The organism is Leifsonia sp. 1010, assembly GCF_031455295.1.
Classification (GTDB): domain Bacteria; phylum Actinomycetota; class Actinomycetes; order Actinomycetales; family Microbacteriaceae; genus Leifsonia.
In genome coordinates this window covers 936,043-950,357 of record NZ_JAVDSL010000001.1, presented here as the reverse complement: position 1 = coordinate 950,357, position 14,315 = coordinate 936,043, and the positions used below count along the sequence as shown (strand labels likewise).

15 protein-coding genes are annotated in these 14,315 nt (G+C 69.0%); 14 read left to right on the top strand and 1 reads right to left on the bottom strand.

What is annotated here, in order from left to right; genetic code table 11:
* Nucleotides 1-40: 40 nt before the first annotated feature.
* From J2Y42_RS04560 to J2Y42_RS04500, 13 genes are all read left to right on the top strand, one after another.
* Nucleotides 41-1,150, top strand: coding sequence for a pyridoxal phosphate-dependent aminotransferase (locus J2Y42_RS04560; protein ID WP_309855440.1), 1,110 nt, complete (start codon nucleotides 41-43; stop codon nucleotides 1,148-1,150).
* Nucleotides 1,151-1,154: 4 nt separating this feature from the next.
* Complete coding sequence (gene pdhA / locus J2Y42_RS04555; protein ID WP_309855439.1) at nucleotides 1,155-2,294, top strand: pyruvate dehydrogenase (acetyl-transferring) E1 component subunit alpha; 1,140 nt, start codon at nucleotides 1,155-1,157, stop codon at nucleotides 2,292-2,294.
* A gap of 386 nt (nucleotides 2,295-2,680) precedes the next feature.
* Entirely contained in the window at nucleotides 2,681-3,640 is a 960-nt protein-coding gene (locus J2Y42_RS04550) for an alpha-ketoacid dehydrogenase subunit beta (protein ID WP_309858016.1), read from the top strand.
* Between the two features lie 59 nt (nucleotides 3,641-3,699).
* Entirely contained in the window at nucleotides 3,700-5,157 is a 1,458-nt protein-coding gene (locus J2Y42_RS04545) for a dihydrolipoamide acetyltransferase family protein (RefSeq protein ID WP_309855438.1), read from the top strand.
* A gap of 98 nt (nucleotides 5,158-5,255) precedes the next feature.
* Nucleotides 5,256-6,161 (top strand): metal ABC transporter solute-binding protein, Zn/Mn family, encoded by a 906-nt coding sequence (locus tag J2Y42_RS04540; RefSeq protein ID WP_309855436.1) that lies wholly within the window; start codon nucleotides 5,256-5,258, stop codon nucleotides 6,159-6,161.
* The gene (locus tag J2Y42_RS04535; RefSeq protein ID WP_309855434.1) at nucleotides 6,158-7,012 is read left to right on the top strand and encodes an ATP-binding cassette domain-containing protein; all 855 of its coding nucleotides are present in this window, start codon (nucleotides 6,158-6,160) and stop codon (nucleotides 7,010-7,012) included. Before J2Y42_RS04540 ends, J2Y42_RS04535 begins: the two co-directional genes overlap by 4 nt.
* Nucleotides 7,009-7,899 (top strand): metal ABC transporter permease, encoded by an 891-nt coding sequence (locus J2Y42_RS04530; protein ID WP_309855431.1) that lies wholly within the window; start codon nucleotides 7,009-7,011, stop codon nucleotides 7,897-7,899. The genes J2Y42_RS04535 and J2Y42_RS04530 overlap by 4 nt, the downstream gene beginning before the upstream one ends.
* A gap of 6 nt (nucleotides 7,900-7,905) precedes the next feature.
* A complete protein-coding gene (locus tag J2Y42_RS04525) occupies nucleotides 7,906-8,322 on the top strand; it encodes a Fur family transcriptional regulator (protein WP_020076214.1) in 417 nt (138 codons plus the stop codon).
* A 138-nt stretch (nucleotides 8,323-8,460) separates the two neighbouring features.
* A complete protein-coding gene (rpmB, locus tag J2Y42_RS04520; RefSeq protein ID WP_018188988.1) occupies nucleotides 8,461-8,697 on the top strand; it encodes a 50S ribosomal protein L28 in 237 nt (78 codons plus the stop codon).
* 2 nt (nucleotides 8,698-8,699) lie between these two features.
* Nucleotides 8,700-8,867, top strand: coding sequence for a 50S ribosomal protein L33 (rpmG, locus tag J2Y42_RS04515; protein ID WP_018188987.1), 168 nt, complete (start codon nucleotides 8,700-8,702; stop codon nucleotides 8,865-8,867).
* Nucleotides 8,868-8,869: 2 nt separating this feature from the next.
* Nucleotides 8,870-9,175 carry a 30S ribosomal protein S14 gene (gene rpsN / locus J2Y42_RS04510; protein ID WP_018188986.1) on the top strand — a complete coding sequence of 102 codons (306 nt, stop codon included), beginning with the start codon at nucleotides 8,870-8,872 and terminating at the stop codon, nucleotides 9,173-9,175.
* A 246-nt stretch (nucleotides 9,176-9,421) separates the two neighbouring features.
* The gene (locus tag J2Y42_RS04505) at nucleotides 9,422-9,706 is read left to right on the top strand and encodes an HU family DNA-binding protein (protein WP_018188985.1); all 285 of its coding nucleotides are present in this window, start codon (nucleotides 9,422-9,424) and stop codon (nucleotides 9,704-9,706) included.
* A gap of 184 nt (nucleotides 9,707-9,890) precedes the next feature.
* Nucleotides 9,891-11,801, top strand: coding sequence for a cytochrome c oxidase assembly protein (locus tag J2Y42_RS04500; RefSeq protein WP_396427149.1), 1,911 nt, complete (start codon nucleotides 9,891-9,893; stop codon nucleotides 11,799-11,801).
* A gap of 34 nt (nucleotides 11,802-11,835) precedes the next feature.
* Here the strand turns inward: J2Y42_RS04500 and J2Y42_RS04495 are convergent, their stop codons facing one another.
* Entirely contained in the window at nucleotides 11,836-12,882 is a 1,047-nt protein-coding gene (locus tag J2Y42_RS04495; RefSeq protein ID WP_309855423.1) for a hypothetical protein, read from the bottom strand.
* A gap of 93 nt (nucleotides 12,883-12,975) precedes the next feature.
* On the opposite strand from J2Y42_RS04495, the gene J2Y42_RS04490 reads away from it, so the two are divergent.
* On the top strand, nucleotides 12,976-14,292 hold the full coding sequence (locus tag J2Y42_RS04490) for an ATP-dependent RecD-like DNA helicase (protein WP_018188982.1): 1,317 nt from the start codon (nucleotides 12,976-12,978) through the stop codon (nucleotides 14,290-14,292).
* Nucleotides 14,293-14,315 lie beyond the last annotated feature (23 nt).

Below are 14,315 nucleotides of genomic sequence, written 5' to 3'. Positions count from 1 at the left end.
AATTCCTCCCGCGGTATGCGGGCGCGGCTAAGTTGGGTCTGTGAGTTCGGATGACACGCTCGGCGTGAGACTACGGCCCGAGATCGTCGCGGTGCCCGCCTACAGGCAGGGTCGACCCGCGCCGGCGGACGGCTTCAAGCTGTCGAGCAACGAGAATCCCTTCCCGCCGCTGCCCTCGGTCGTCGAAGCCGTGGCGGCCACCCTGCGCGAGCTCAACCGCTACCCGAATGCGGGCGGGGCCGATCTGCGCGAGCGCCTGGCAGAGCGGCACGGCGTGAGCGTCGGCGAGGTCCACCTCGGCAGCGGCTCCGTTGCGCTGCTCTCGCAGTTGATCTCGGCCGCGGCCGGTGTCGGCGACGAGGTCGTGTACTCCTGGCGGTCGTTCGAGGCCTACCCCGGTCTGGTGACCGTCGCGGGCGCGACCAGTGTGCAGGTGCCGAACCGTCCGGACGGCAGCCACGACCTGGAGGCGATGGCCGGCGCGATCACCGAACGCACGCGCGTGGTCATCGTCTGCACGCCCAACAACCCCACCGGCACCATCGTGACCGCCTCCGACTTCGAGGCGTTCATGGCACGGGTGCCGTCCGACCTGCTCGTGCTGCTCGACGAGGCGTACTACGAGTTCGTCACCGACGATGCGGCTGTCGACGGCATCCCGCTGCTCTCCCGCTACCCCAACCTCGTCGTGCTCCGCACGTTCTCGAAGGCGTACGGGCTCGCGGCGCTGCGTATCGGCTACGCGGTCGGCCCGCAGGCGGTGCTGGATGCTGCCCGCTCGGCGGCCATCCCGCTCTCGGTCACCGACGCGTCCCGCGTCGCGGCCCTCGCGTCCATCGAGGCGGAGGACGAGCTGATGGAGCGCGTCGCTCGAGTCGCGATGCGCCGCGACCGGCTCCGCGACGCTCTGCTCGAGCAGGGCTGGGCGGTTCCGGAGGCACAGGGCAACTTCGTCTGGCTCGCAACCGGTGAGCAGACCGCGGAGGCCAACGACGCCTTCTTCGACGCCGGGCTGACCGTGCGGGCTTTCCCGCCGGAGGGCATCCGCATCAGCGTCGGCGAGGAGGAATCTGTGGAGAAACTCCTGCAGGTCACGGGTGATCTTGTGCGGAACCTACCAAATGGGCACCCGGGCAAGCGGTTAGGTTAGACAGGTGGTTGCGACGAACGAGATCCCGCGCCCGGCGAACACCGTCCAGCTGCTGACCGCTGACGGCCGGTTCCAGCCGAGCGAGACGTCGGCCGAATACCTCCCTTACCTGGAGCGGCTCGACGAGAACGACTACCGCCGCTTCTACCGCGACATGGTTCGCGTGCGCGCTTTGGACCATGAGGCGGCGAACCTGCAGCGGCAGGGACAGCTCGGGCTCTGGGTCCCGAGCGAGGGGCAGGAAGGTGCCCAGGTCGGCTCGGCGCATGCCGCCAAGCCGCAGGACCACCTCTTCCCCTCCTACCGTGAACACGCCGTCGGGATGGTCCGGGGCATCGATCCGATCGGGATCATCGGCCTCCTCCGCGGCACGACGCACGGCGGATGGGACCCGACCGACCCGGCCGTCGGCAACTTCCACCTCTACACGCTCGTCATCGGCTCGCAGACCCTGCACGCCACCGGCTACGCGATGGGCATGAAGCTCGACGGCAAGGTCGGTACGGGCGACCCGTCGAAGGACGAGGCATCCATCGTGTACTTCGGCGATGGCGCGACCAGCCAGGGCGATGTCAACGAGGCGTACGTCTTCGCGGCCAGCTACCAGACCCCGCAGGTGTTCTTCCTGCAGAACAACCACTGGGCGATCTCCGTGCCGGTCAGCACGCAGTCGCGTACCCCGCTGTACCTCCGGTCGAGCGGGTTCGGCATCCCGGGCGTCCAGATCGACGGGAACGACGTGCTCGCGGCCTACGCCGTGACCGCCAAGCACCTCGACGACGCCAGGAACGGCGAAGGCCCCAGCATGATCGAGGCCCTCACCTACCGGATGGGCGCTCACACCTCCAGCGACGACCCGAGCAAGTACCGCACCGACGAGGAGCTGGCCTCCTGGGCCGAGCGCGATCCGATCCGCCGCTTCCGCGTCTTCCTCGAAGAGCAGGGCGTCGGGCAGGGCTTCTTCGACAGTGCGGACGAAGAGGCGGCCGACCTCGCCGCCGACATTCGCCGACGCACGCTCGAGCTGACACCGCCGTCTGTCGCGTCGATGTTCCAGCACGTCTACAGTGAGCCGCATCCCGTGACGGACGAGCAACGACGCTGGCTCGAGGAGTACGAGGCGTCGTTCGGAGGTGACGCATGAGTGACGTGAGGAGCGAGGCCGAGTACGTGGAGGCCGAGCTGATCGAGAATCCGGGCGATAGCGCAGAGTCACGCGACGACGGGGCGTCCGGCGACACCGCGTCGCTCGACACGCAGGCGATCGATGTCGTCGAAATCATCGAGAGTGACCCCGGCTCGCGGGTGCTCGAAGAGCACGTCGCCGAGCAGGAGTGGACGCGTGAATTCGTGATCGACGATGAGCAGGAGACCGACCGGGTCGAGGAGCAGGAGACCGCGCAGGCGGACCTCCAGACGTCGGCCGAGGTCGGAGAGGCGGCGGCAGAGGCCGAGCACGCCGGTCCGGCGGTCGCGGAGTCCGAGCCGGCTGTGGATGCGGCGCCCGAGCCGCGCATCCAATCGCTCCCCATGGTGAAGGCGCTGAACGCGGGTCTGCGCCGAGCGCTCGCCGACGATCCACGCGTCATCCTGATGGGCGAGGACATCGGCCCGCTGGGCGGCGTCTTCCGCGTCACGGAGGGGCTGCAGAAGGAGTTCGGGCCGCAACGGGTGATGGACACGCCGCTCGCCGAGGCCGGCATCATCGGAACGGCGATCGGCCTCGCTATGCGTGGATACCGTCCGGTCGTCGAGATCCAGTTCAACGGCTTCGTCTTCCCCGGCTTCGACCAGATCACGACGCAGCTCGCGAAGATGACCAACCGCCACAGCGGCCGCGTCCCGTTCCCTGTCGTCATCCGGATCCCGCACGGCGGACACATCGGGGCCGTCGAGCACCACCAGGAGGCTCCCGAGGCGTACTTCGCGCACACCGCAGGTCTGCGCGTGGTCGCCCCGTCCACGCCGCACGACGCCTACTGGATGATCCAGGAGGCGATCCGCTCCGACGACCCCGTCGTCTTCTTCGAGCCGATGAGCCGCTACTGGCCGAAGGGCGAAGTCGACCTGGTCGAGAACCCCATGCCGCTGCACGCCAGCCGGGTCGTCCGAGCCGGAACGGACGCGACCATCGTCGCGTGGGCCGGCATGGTGAGCGTCGCACTGCGTGCCGCCGAACTCGCCGCCGAGGAGGGCCGGAGCCTCGAGGTCATCGACCTCCGCTCCCTCTCGCCCGTCGACTACGGTCCGGTGATCGCATCCGTGCAGAAGACCGGCCGACTGATCATCGCGCAGGAGGCGCCGAGCAACGTGTCGGTGGGTTCCGAGGTCGCGGCGACCGTCGCCGAGAAGGCCTTCTACTCGCTGGAGGCGCCCGTCATGCGCGTCGCCGGCTTCGACGTCCCCTTCCCGCCGGCGAAGCTCGAGGAGCTCTACCTCCCCGACGCCGACCGCATCCTCGAGGCCGTCGACCGGGCGCTCGCCTACTGACGCCCGGCGCATACATCGGCGGGGCTGCCCGCCGCGAGACCGACAGAGAGAAGTCGCACATGAGCGAGTCCCAGTTCCTCCTGCCCGATGTGGGCGAGGGCCTGACCGAGGCGGAGATCGTCTCGTGGAAGGTGACCCCGGGCGAGCAGGTCGCGGTCAACCAGGTGATCGTCGAGATCGAGACCGCGAAATCGCTCGTCGAGCTGCCGTCGCCGTTCGAGGGAACGGTCGGCGAACTCCTCGTCTCCGAAGGCCAGACCGTCGAGGTCGGCACCCCGATCTTCACGGTGACGGCCGGTGGGGAGCCCGCCGAGGCTCCCGTCCGTGAGCCCGAGCCCGCCGAGGAGGTCGCGGCCGACACCGCCGCGAGCGTCTCGCACGAGGAGGAGCCGAAGGCCGGCGCCGTGCTCGTCGGCTACGGCTCCGCCGGTCACGGATCGAGCCGTCGCCGGCGGGTCACGCACCCGGGCACGGCATCCCTGCCCGTCACCTTCTCCGGATCCGTCGCACAGCAGGCGGCGCCTGCGACTCCCGCCGCTCCCGCTCCGTCCGCTCCCGCTGCGCAGGCCGCACAGGCGAACCCGGCCCCGGCTCCTGCCGCGCCTGCTCCTCACGCAGCACCCGCGGCGCACACCGCTCCGACGCCGCACACCGGCGGCCCGGTGATCGCCAAGCCGCCCGTGCGCAAGCTCGCCAAGGACCTGGGCGTCGACATCACCGTCGTCACCCCGACCGGTCCGGTCGGCGACGTCACCCGCGACGACGTGCTGCGCGAAGCCTCGCAGGTGACGGTGTTCCGCAATGTCCAGACGCCGGAGTGGCCGGACGACCGCGAGGAGCGCATCCCCGTCAAGGGCGTCCGCAAGGCGATCGCCACCGCGATGACGTCGAGTGCGTTCAGCGCTCCGCACGTCAGCCTCTTCGTCGACGTGGACGCCACCCGCACCATGGAGTTCGTCAAGCGCCTCAAGAACTCGACCGACTTCGCGGGCATCAAGGTGTCCCCACTGCTGATCATGGCGAAGGCGATCATCTGGGCGGTCCGCCGCAACCCCACCGTCAACTCGGCATGGACGGACGAGGAGATCATCGTCCGCCATTACGTGAACCTCGGGATCGCCGCAGCGACCCCTCGCGGCCTCATCGTGCCGAACATCAAGGAGGCGCAGGGCATGACACTGCTCGAGCTGGCGCGAGCCCTCGAGCAGCTGACCCTCACGGCGCGCGACGGCAAGACGCCGCCGGCCGACATGAGCGGCGGCACGATCACCATCACGAACATCGGTGTGTTCGGGATGGATACCGGTACGCCCATCCTGAACCCGGGCGAGGTCGGCATCGTGGCGCTCGGCACGATCAAGCAGAAGCCCTGGGTGGTCGACGGCGAGGTTCGTCCGCGTTTCGTCACCACGCTGGGCGCGTCGTTCGACCACCGCGTCGTCGACGGGGACGTGGCGTCGCGCTTCCTGGCGGATGTCGCGTCGATCATCGAAGAGCCCGCGCTGCTCCTCGACTGAATTTGACAATCATTTTCAATAAGCCGTAATGTGAGCCGGTGCCCGCGACCGCGGGCATCCACTTCTTCACGTCGCTCGCGACTTAGACAGGCTCACCCATGAAGACGCGTTCTCTCGTCTCCGCCCTCACCGCAGCCGCCATCGGCCTGACCCTGGCCGGCTGCTCCTCCTCGTCGTCGGCCGGCTCCGACGATGGCACCGTGCGCGTCGTCGCCAGCACCGATGTGTACGGCGACATCGCGACCACCATCGGCGGCGACGCCGTGCACGTCACCTCGCTGATGACCGACCCCGCACAGGATCCGCACTCCTTCGAGGCGAGCGCCCAGAACCAGCTCGCGGTGTCGAAGGCCGACGTCGTCATCGAGAACGGCGGGGGCTACGACGACTACATGCAGAACCTGGTGAAGGGCGCGAAGAACAGCGACGTGAAGGTCCTGAACGTCGTCGACCTCTCGGGCAAGAAGCCCGTCGACGGTGAACTCAACGAGCACGTCTGGTACGACGTCCCCACGGTGCAGAAGTTCGCCGACGCGCTCACCGACGCGCTGTCGGCGGCGGATCCGTCTCAGAAGGCCGCGTTCGAGAAGAACGCCGCGGCGTTCGGCGAGAAGCTGTCGGCCCTCGAGGCCACCGAGGCGCAGCTGAAGTCGGCCTACGCCGGCGAAGGCGTGGCCATCACCGAGCCCGTTCCGCTGTACCTGCTCGACGCCATCGGGCTGGTCAACAAGACCCCCGAGAAGTTCAGCGAGGCGATCGAGGAGGAGAACGACGTCTCCCCCGTCGTGCTGAAGGACACCCTCCAGCTGTTCAGCGGTCACCAGGTGAAGCTCCTCGCCTACAACGAGCAGACCACCGGCGCCGAGACCGAGAAGGTCCTCGCTGCGGCCAAGGCGGCCGGCATCCCGGTCGTCCCGGTCACCGAGACCCTCCCGGAGGGCAAGCACTACATCGAGTGGATGAGCGGCACCCTCGACGCCGTGAAGGGTGCGCTGGCGAAGTGACCGAACCGCTCGAACGCGTGCCCGTCCCCGACTCCCGGGACGTGGTGCTCCGGCTGCGCGATGCGTCGCTCGGCTTCGGCGACCGCACCCTCTGGAGCGGTCTCGACCTCGACGTGCACGCGGGCGAGTTCGTCGCGGTGCTCGGGCCGAACGGCTCCGGCAAGACGAGTCTGCTGCGGACCATCCTCGGGCAGCAGCACCTCGACAGCGGAGAGATCGCCTTCGAGGGGCACCCGGTACGCCGGGGCGACCGACGGATCGGCTACATCCCGCAGCAGAAGCTCATCCCGGCCGGCACGCCCATGCGCGCCCGCGACCTCGTCGCCCTCGGCGTCAACGGTCACCGCTGGGGGCTGCCGCTCCCCCGCCGCTCCGACCGCGAGCAGGTCGACCGGCTCATCGACTCCGTGGGCGCCCGCCGCTACGCGGACACGGCGGTCGGTTCGCTGTCCGGCGGCGAGCAGCAGCGGCTGCGTGTGGCGCAGGCGCTCGCCGGCGACCCGGCCCTGCTGCTCTGCGACGAGCCGCTGCTCTCGCTCGACCTCCAGCACCAGCGCGGCGTGAGCGAGCTCATCGACCGCCGGCGCCGCGACCACGGAAGCGCCGTCGTCTTCGTGACCCACGACGTGAATCCGGTGCTCGGGATGGTCGACCGCGTCCTGTACCTGGCCGGCGGAGGCTTCCGCACGGGCACACCGGACGAGGTCCTGCGCAGCGACGTGCTGACCGACCTGTACGGGACGCCGGTGGATGTCATCCGCAGCCGCGGCAGGATCGTGGTCGTGGGCATCCCGGACGCCGAGACGCACGACCACCACATCCACACCGAGCACTCGGAGCCGGCGGCATGATGCACCTTGACATCTGGCAGCAGCTGTTCGACTTCACCGACTACGGCGAGTTGCTCCTGCTGGTGAAGAACTCGATCTTCGCCGGGGCGATCCTCGGCATCGTCGGCGGTCTGATCGGCGTGTTCGTGATGCAGCGCGACATGGCGTTCGCCGTGCACGGGATCAGCGAGCTGTCGTTCGCCGGAGCGGCGATCGCTTTGCTGTTCGGCGTCAACGTCGTGGCGGGGTCGCTCGCCGGATCGCTGGTCGCGGCCGTGCTGATCGGTCTCCTCGGGGCGAAAGCCCGCGACCGCAACTCGATCATCGCCGTGCTGATGCCCTTCGGCCTCGGGCTCGGCATCCTGGCGCTCGCGCTCTACCCCGGTCGCAGCGCGAACAAGTTCGGGCTGCTCACCGGGCAGATCGTCTCGGTCGACGACCCGCAGCTCGGCTGGCTGCTGATCATCGGCGCGATCGTGCTGGTCGCGCTGCTGCTGATGTGGCGGCCCCTGACCTTCGACAGTCTGGATGCGGACGTCGCCGCCTCACGCGGCGTCCCGACCCGGTTCGTCGCCCTGGCCTTCATGGTGCTGCTCGGCCTGGCCGTCGCCGTGTCCGTCCAGATCGTGGGCGCGCTGCTCGTGCTCTCGCTGCTGGTCACACCCGCCGCGGCCGCGATGCGCATCTCGTCGTCGCCGCTCGGTGTCCCGGTGCTCAGCGTGGTCTTCGCCCTGGTCTCGGTGGTCGGCGGGATCCTGCTCGCTCTGGGCAGCGCGCTCCCCATCAGCCCCTACGTGACGACGATCTCGTTCGTGATCTACGTCGTGTGCCGCATCGTGGGCGGCCGGCGCGTGCGCCGCCGTGGTGCGGCGACGACTTCTCGGCGACTCGTGAGCCAGGCGGGCTAGCCTGGGATGGTGAAGCGGAACACCTGGCAGCGGGAGGCCGTCCGTGAGGCTCTGACCTCGACGGAGGGCTTCATCAGCGCGCAGGGGCTGCACCTGAGCCTGCACGAGGCGGGCTCCCCGATCGGCCTGGCCACCGTGTATCGCGCGCTCGCCGACCTCGCGGCTGAAGGAGACGCCGACTCGCTCCAGTCGCCCGAGGGCGAGAGCCTGTACCGCGCCTGCACCACCGGCCACCATCACCACCTGATCTGCCGCAACTGCGGGCTGACGGTGGAGATCGAGGCGGATGCGGTCGAGCAGTGGGCGCGGCAGGCCGCCGCGGCCCATGGATTCACGCAGGCGCAGCACGTCGTCGACGTCTTCGGACTGTGCGCCGCGTGCACGGCCAAGAGCGATTTGGCCGGTACCGCATCCATGCCGTAGCATGGATGTTTGGCTGAGTGGGCTCCTCCCGCTCAGATCGTATGCGAAACCCCCATCACGAAGAAGACGGGGAAGTCGTATGCCGACAAGTGACCTTGGGTGGTGCCGACCGGCACCACGGTATTGGAGAAGAAAGCAATGGCAGCAGTGTGCCAGGTGACTGGAGCCGTTCCCGGCTTCGGTCACAACATCTCGCACTCGCACCGTCGCACGAAGCGCCGGTTCGACCCGAACATCCAGAAGAAGACGTACTACGTGCCGTCGCTTCGCCGTAACGTCACCCTGACCCTGAGCGCCAAGGGCATCAAGGTCATCGACGCCCGTGGCATCGAGTCCGTGGTCAAGGACCTCCTGGCCCGTGGGGAGAAGATCTAAGCATGGCGAAGCAGCAGGACGTCCGTCCGATCATCAAGCTCCGTTCGACGGCGGGCACCGGGTACACCTACGTGACCCGCAAGAACCGCCGCAACGACCCCGACCGACTCGTGCTCAAGAAGTACGACCCCGTAGTGCGCAAGCACGTCGACTTCCGAGAGGAGCGCTAAACATGGCCAAGAAGTCAAAGATCGCCAAGAACGAGCAGCGCAAGGTCATCGTCGAGCGCTACGCCGCGAAGCGTGCCGAGCTGAAGAAGGCTCTCGTCGACCCGAACGGCTCCGACGAGTCGCGCGAGGCCGCACGTCTCGGCCTGCAGAAGCTGCCCCGCGACGCCTCCCCGATCCGCGTGCGCAACCGCGACGCGGTCGACGGCCGTCCGCGCGGAAACCTCAGCAAGTTCGGTATCTCGCGTGTCCGTTTCCGTGACATGGCGCACCGCGGCGAGTTGCCCGGCATCACCAAGTCGAGCTGGTAACCCAGCGCGACAACGCACCTCGAGGGGCGTCCGGCTTCGGCCGGGCGCCCCTTTGCCGTACCCGAATGGATGCTCGAAGCTGCGCATCCGGTCCGATGTCGGTGAAAGAGGGCGAAGTTCCGCGTGTTTCCGCGGGTTTCTGATACATTCAAGGCGGTCAACCGACCAAACGTTACGGCCCTCAGTGGCCTCAACCGTTCCACAAGATAGCTGTAGATCCAGCACAAGGTCCGAGGAGGACACTCAATGGCTGACAACCTGAACAAGACCGAGCTCGTTGCTGCCGTCGCTGCGGCGTCGGGTCAGAGCCAGGCCACCGTCTCGAGCGTCGTCGACGCGTTCTTCAGCACCATCAGCGAGACCGTCGCCAAGGGCGGCAAGGTCACCATCCCCGGCTGGCTCGCCGCCGAGCGCAGCGAGACCGCTGCCCGCACCGGCCGCAACCCGCAGACCGGCGAGGAGATCTCCATCCCGGCCGGCCACCGCGTCAAGCTGACCGCGGGCTCGAAGCTCAAGGCTGCCGTCAAGTAGTCCTTCCCAGCTTTGCCTGAGGGCGGCGCCGCATCGTGCGGCGCCGCCCTCGTCGTATCTCCGGCGGGCTGACGGCGAACAGTCTGTGGGCGGCCGTCCAGGGCCGGGGACGTAGGCTGGACGGGTGCCTCGAATCCTCCGCGTGATCGGCCCTGCCGCGCTGCTCGTCGCAGCAGTGGCGGCGATGATCGCCGCCCTCGCGTACGGCGGAGGAGCGAACGCGCCGCTGCTGGCCGACCCGGGTGCGCTCGTGCGCTGGGGACTCCCCGCGGCGACCCTCGTGGTCAACCTCAGCCTGGCGGGCACGGTGGGCGCCCTCGTCCTGGCCTGCTTCGCGTTCAGCCCGGATCGCGACGAGTACGGCAACGCGCTCGACTTCGCGGCCGGCAGCGCCGCGGTGATGACGGTCGCATCAGCTGCGACAGGACTGTTCACCTTCGTCAGTGTCTCGAACGTGCCCTGGTCGTTCGACGCGACGTTCAGCAACGGGCTCAGCTCGTTCATCACCAGTGTTTCGCTCGGCCAGGCGTGGCTCGGGATCACCCTCATCGCCGCGGCCGTCACGGTGCTCTGCTTCGCCGTGCGCAACCAGACGGCGATCGTCTTCGTCACCCTCCTGGCCATGGCCACGGTCGTGCCCATGGCGCAGCAGGGCCACAGCGCCGAGGCGGCCGGCCACGACGCAGCGGTGACGTCGTTCGGTCTCCACGTGCTGTTCGCGGCGATCTGGCTGGGCGGCCTGGTGACGCTCATCGTGGTGAAGCAGCGGCTGGGCAACGGACGCCTCGTCACCGTCCTGGAGCGGTATTCGACCGTGGCGCTGATCTGCTTCGTCGTCGTCGCCGCCTCCGGGTACGTCAACGCCGAACTCCGCGTCGGAACCCTGGCCGAGCTGGCGACGCCGTACGGCATCCTGGTTCTGGTCAAGGTGGCAGCCCTCGTCGTGCTCGGCCTGTTCGGCCTGACGCAGCGGCGGTACCTGATCGGTCGCCTCAAGCAGTCCGGCGAGCCGCGGAGCTTCTGGTGGATCGTGGTGGCCGAGCTGGCGTTCATGGGCATCGCGTCCGGGGTCGCCGCAGCGCTCGCACGCACGGTCACGCCCGTCCCGGAGACGCGTGCGGCCACCCCGACGCCCGCCGAGATCCTCACCGGAGAGAAGCTGCCTCCCGCGCTCACCTGGGACCGGCTCTTCACCTCGTGGAACTTCGACCTGCTGTGGGTGCTGGCCTGCGCCTTCGGCCTGTTCTTCTACTTCGCCGGGGTCTGGCGGCTGCGCAAACGCGGCGACGCGTGGCCGATCTACCGCACGGTGCTGTGGACGCTGGGCATCGTCCTGCTGTTCTACATCACCAACGGCGGCGTCAACGTCTACGAGAAGTACCTGTTCTCGGCCCACATGTCGGCGCACATGGTGCTGACGATGGGCGTGCCCCTGCTGCTGGTCCCGGGTGCTCCGATCACCCTGGCGGCGCGGGCGATCCGGAAGCGTCGCGACGGTTCGCGCGGCGGCCGCGAGTGGCTGCTCCTCGCCGTGCACTCGCGCTTCGCGGGTGTGATCTCCAACCCGATCGTCGCGGCGATCCTGTTCGCCGGGTCGCTCTGGGTCTTCTACTACACGCCTGTCTTCCGGTGGGCGACGACCGACCACATCGGGCACGAGTGGATGATCGTGCACTTCCTGATCACCGGCTACCTGTTCGTGCAGTCGCTGATCGGGATCGATCCGGTCAAGTACCGGCTCCCCTACCCGTTCCGGCTGCTCCTGCTGCTGCTCACGATGGCGTTCCACGCCTTCTTCGGGCTCTCGATCATGCAGATGCACGGGCTGCTGCTGGCCGACTGGTTCGGCGCCATGGGCCGCACGTGGGGCGACTCCCCGCTGGTCGATCAGCAGGCCGGTGGCGGGATCGCGTGGAGCATCGGCGAGATCCCCACGGTCATCCTCGCCATCGTCGTGGCGATCCAGTGGAGCCGCAGCGACGAGCGTGAGACGAAGCGGCGCGACCGGAATGCGGATCGCACCGGCGACGCGGAGCTGAACGCGTACAACGAGCGGCTGGCGCGCATGGCCGACCGGGACCGCGTCTCCCGCTGACCGTCACGCGGGGCAGGCCCGAGCGAGGCCCGGCTCAGGGCTCCTGCGCGACGACGATGTCGAGCGAGCCGTCCGGGCGGATGGTGACACTGCTGAGGCTCATGGCGAACGGTTCGGGATCGCTGCGCGGGGTCACCGTTCCGTCGAACAGCGACTGCACGGTCACGTCGAGGTGCGCGACGCCGACCATCCGGCCGGTGACCCATCCCGCGTCGCCCGCCTGCAGCCGGACGTCAGGGTAGGTGTCGATCGACCAGGAGGGGTCGCCCTGCACCCGGTCGTCGATCTCGACGCCGAAGGGGCACCCGGCGGGTTGCAGCACGTGCTGCTCGGCGCAGCGGTCGAGGAAGCCGTCGACCTGCTTCTGCACCGCGGAGGTGAACGCGGGGGTGGGCTGCGCATCCAGTGTCGTCTCGGTGATCCGGCCGGGCGAGGCGGATGCGGCGACAGGCGTGGCACGGACGTAGCGCGAGCTGTGGGTCAGCTCGAGCGGCGCGAGCGGCAGCACGAGGTAGTCGGCGGAGACCGTGAAGGCGTTCGCGGGCTGATCCGGCGACGCGGCCCGCGGGTTCACGGTGTGGCCTCCGACCGTGAAGGTGGGTGCGTGCGCGACGGTGATGCGCGCGACGCCGACGGGCGAGGTCGCGAACGACCAGGTGGGCAGAATCCCGAGCGCGGCTCCCGTCTTGCGCACGCGGAAGGTCGCGGAGACGGGATCGCCGTTCGCGACGGCCCGCACGACGACGGTGTGGACACCATCCCCACCGGTGGTGTCGGAGGTGACCTCGATGTCGCGCACGGTCGGGAGGATGTCCGAGCGCAGCAGCTCGCGGGAGGCACCCACCGGGAGGCGGGCGGCGTCCAGCGCCGAGGCGGTGGGGTCGGCTCCCGGCATCGCGAGCGCAGTGGACACGTCATGGGCGGCGATCGACTCGGCGAAGGCCGTGACGAAACCGCTCGGGCTGTAGTAGGCGCGCTGGACGGCGCCGAGCCCCGCCAGGAAGGCGGCGATCAGGAGGACGCCGACACCCGACCAGATCAGGACGGCGCGTCGGTGCGCGTGCGCATCCCCCACAGCCATGAGGCCATCCTAGGGTCCTGTGGATGAGCGGCTCCGGGGCACTGCGCCGGGTTAGAGTAGTCCGGCAGGTCGGGCGACACGGAAGGGGCGGGGATGGGCCGGCTTTCCCTCTCGCCGGAGCAGCAGGCGGTATTCGAGCTCATCGAGCACACCCGCGAGCATGTCTTCGTGACCGGCCGAGCCGGCACGGGCAAGTCGACGCTGCTCAACCACCTCTCGTGGAACACCGAGAAGTCGCTGGTCATCGCGGCCCCGACGGGTGTCGCGGCGCTCAACGTCGGCGGCCAGACCATCCACTCGCTCTTCCGGCTGCCGATCGGCGTCATCGCCGACCACGCCATCGACCAGAGCGCCGAGCTGCGCAAGCTGCTGAACAGCATCGACACTCTCGTCATCGACGAGGTCTCGATGGTGAACGCCGACCTGATGGATGCGGTGGACCGCAGTCTGCGTCAGGCACGTCAGCGGGCGGGCGAGCCGTTCGGCGGCGTCCAGGTCGTGCTGTTCGGCGATCCGTACCAGCTGGCCCCGGTCCCCGGCGACCGCGAGGAGCGCGCCTACTTCGCCGACACCTACCGCTCGATGTGGTTCTTCGACGCGCGGGTCTGGCAGGAGACCGACCTGCGCATCGTCGAGCTGCTGCAGGTGCACCGCCAGCACGAGTCCGACTTCCGGTTCATGCTCAATGCCGTGCGCCACGGACAGGTCACCAAGGAGATCGCCGACCGGCTGAACGAGGTCGGCGCGCGCCCGGCGCCCGACGACGGGACCATCACGCTCGCCACCCGCAACGACACGGTGAACCGGATCAACGCGCAGGCGCTGGAGCGACTGCCTGGCCGCGCACTCACCGCCAAGGCCGAGGTCAGCGGCGACTTCGGCGGACGCAACTTCCCGGCCGACGAGTCGCTCGAGCTCAAGGTGGGCGCCCAGGTGATGTTCCTGCGCAACGACGTGGGCCAGGGCGACGGGCCGCGCTGGGTGAACGGCACCATCGGCACGGTCACGCGCATCGACTCCAACGTCTACGTGGACGTCGATGGCGAGGTGCACGAGGTCGAGCCGGCCATCTGGGAGAAGTTCAAGTACACCTGGTCGCCCGAGACGAAGAAGCTGACGAAGGACGTCGTTGCGGAGTTCACGCAATTCCCGCTGCGGCTGGCGTGGGCCGTCACCATCCACAAGTCGCAGGGCAAGACCTACGACGCGGCGATCGTCGATCTCGGGACGCGTGCGTTCACCTCGGGCCAGACGTACGTCGCGCTGAGCCGGATCACGACTCTCGACGGGCTGTACCTCACGAGGCCGCTGCGGCCGAGCGACATCACGGTCGACCCGGATGTCGAACGCTTCATGCGCGACGCCCGGCCGGTGACCATCCCGGTCGCGGGTGCTCAGCAGGCCGGATGAGACGAGTGCCGACGGTGGATCGG

What these genes read in the sequence shown, in the direction of transcription:
- J2Y42_RS04505 (WP_018188985.1), top strand. Translation starts at nt 9,422, where the DNA reads ATGGCTGACAACCTGAACAAGACCGAGCTCGTTGCTGCCGTCGCTGCG.
- J2Y42_RS04500 (WP_396427149.1), top strand. Translation starts at nt 9,891, where the DNA reads ATGATCGCCGCCCTCGCGTACGGCGGAGGAGCGAACGCGCCGCTGCTG.
- J2Y42_RS04550 (WP_309858016.1), top strand. Translation starts at nt 2,681, where the DNA reads ATGGTGAAGGCGCTGAACGCGGGTCTGCGCCGAGCGCTCGCCGACGAT.
- J2Y42_RS04525 (WP_020076214.1), top strand. Translation starts at nt 7,906, where the DNA reads ATGGTGAAGCGGAACACCTGGCAGCGGGAGGCCGTCCGTGAGGCTCTG.
- rpsN (WP_018188986.1), top strand. Translation starts at nt 8,870, where the DNA reads ATGGCCAAGAAGTCAAAGATCGCCAAGAACGAGCAGCGCAAGGTCATC.
- J2Y42_RS04495 (WP_309855423.1), bottom strand. Translation starts at nt 12,882, where the DNA reads ATGGCTGTGGGGGATGCGCACGCGCACCGACGCGCCGTCCTGATCTGG.
- rpmG (WP_018188987.1), top strand. Translation starts at nt 8,700, where the DNA reads ATGGCGAAGCAGCAGGACGTCCGTCCGATCATCAAGCTCCGTTCGACG.
- J2Y42_RS04490 (WP_018188982.1), top strand. Translation starts at nt 12,976, where the DNA reads ATGGGCCGGCTTTCCCTCTCGCCGGAGCAGCAGGCGGTATTCGAGCTC.
- J2Y42_RS04540 (WP_309855436.1), top strand. Translation starts at nt 5,256, where the DNA reads ATGAAGACGCGTTCTCTCGTCTCCGCCCTCACCGCAGCCGCCATCGGC.
- J2Y42_RS04530 (WP_309855431.1), top strand. Translation starts at nt 7,009, where the DNA reads ATGATGCACCTTGACATCTGGCAGCAGCTGTTCGACTTCACCGACTAC.
- rpmB (WP_018188988.1), top strand. Translation starts at nt 8,461, where the DNA reads ATGGCAGCAGTGTGCCAGGTGACTGGAGCCGTTCCCGGCTTCGGTCAC.
- J2Y42_RS04545 (WP_309855438.1), top strand. Translation starts at nt 3,700, where the DNA reads ATGAGCGAGTCCCAGTTCCTCCTGCCCGATGTGGGCGAGGGCCTGACC.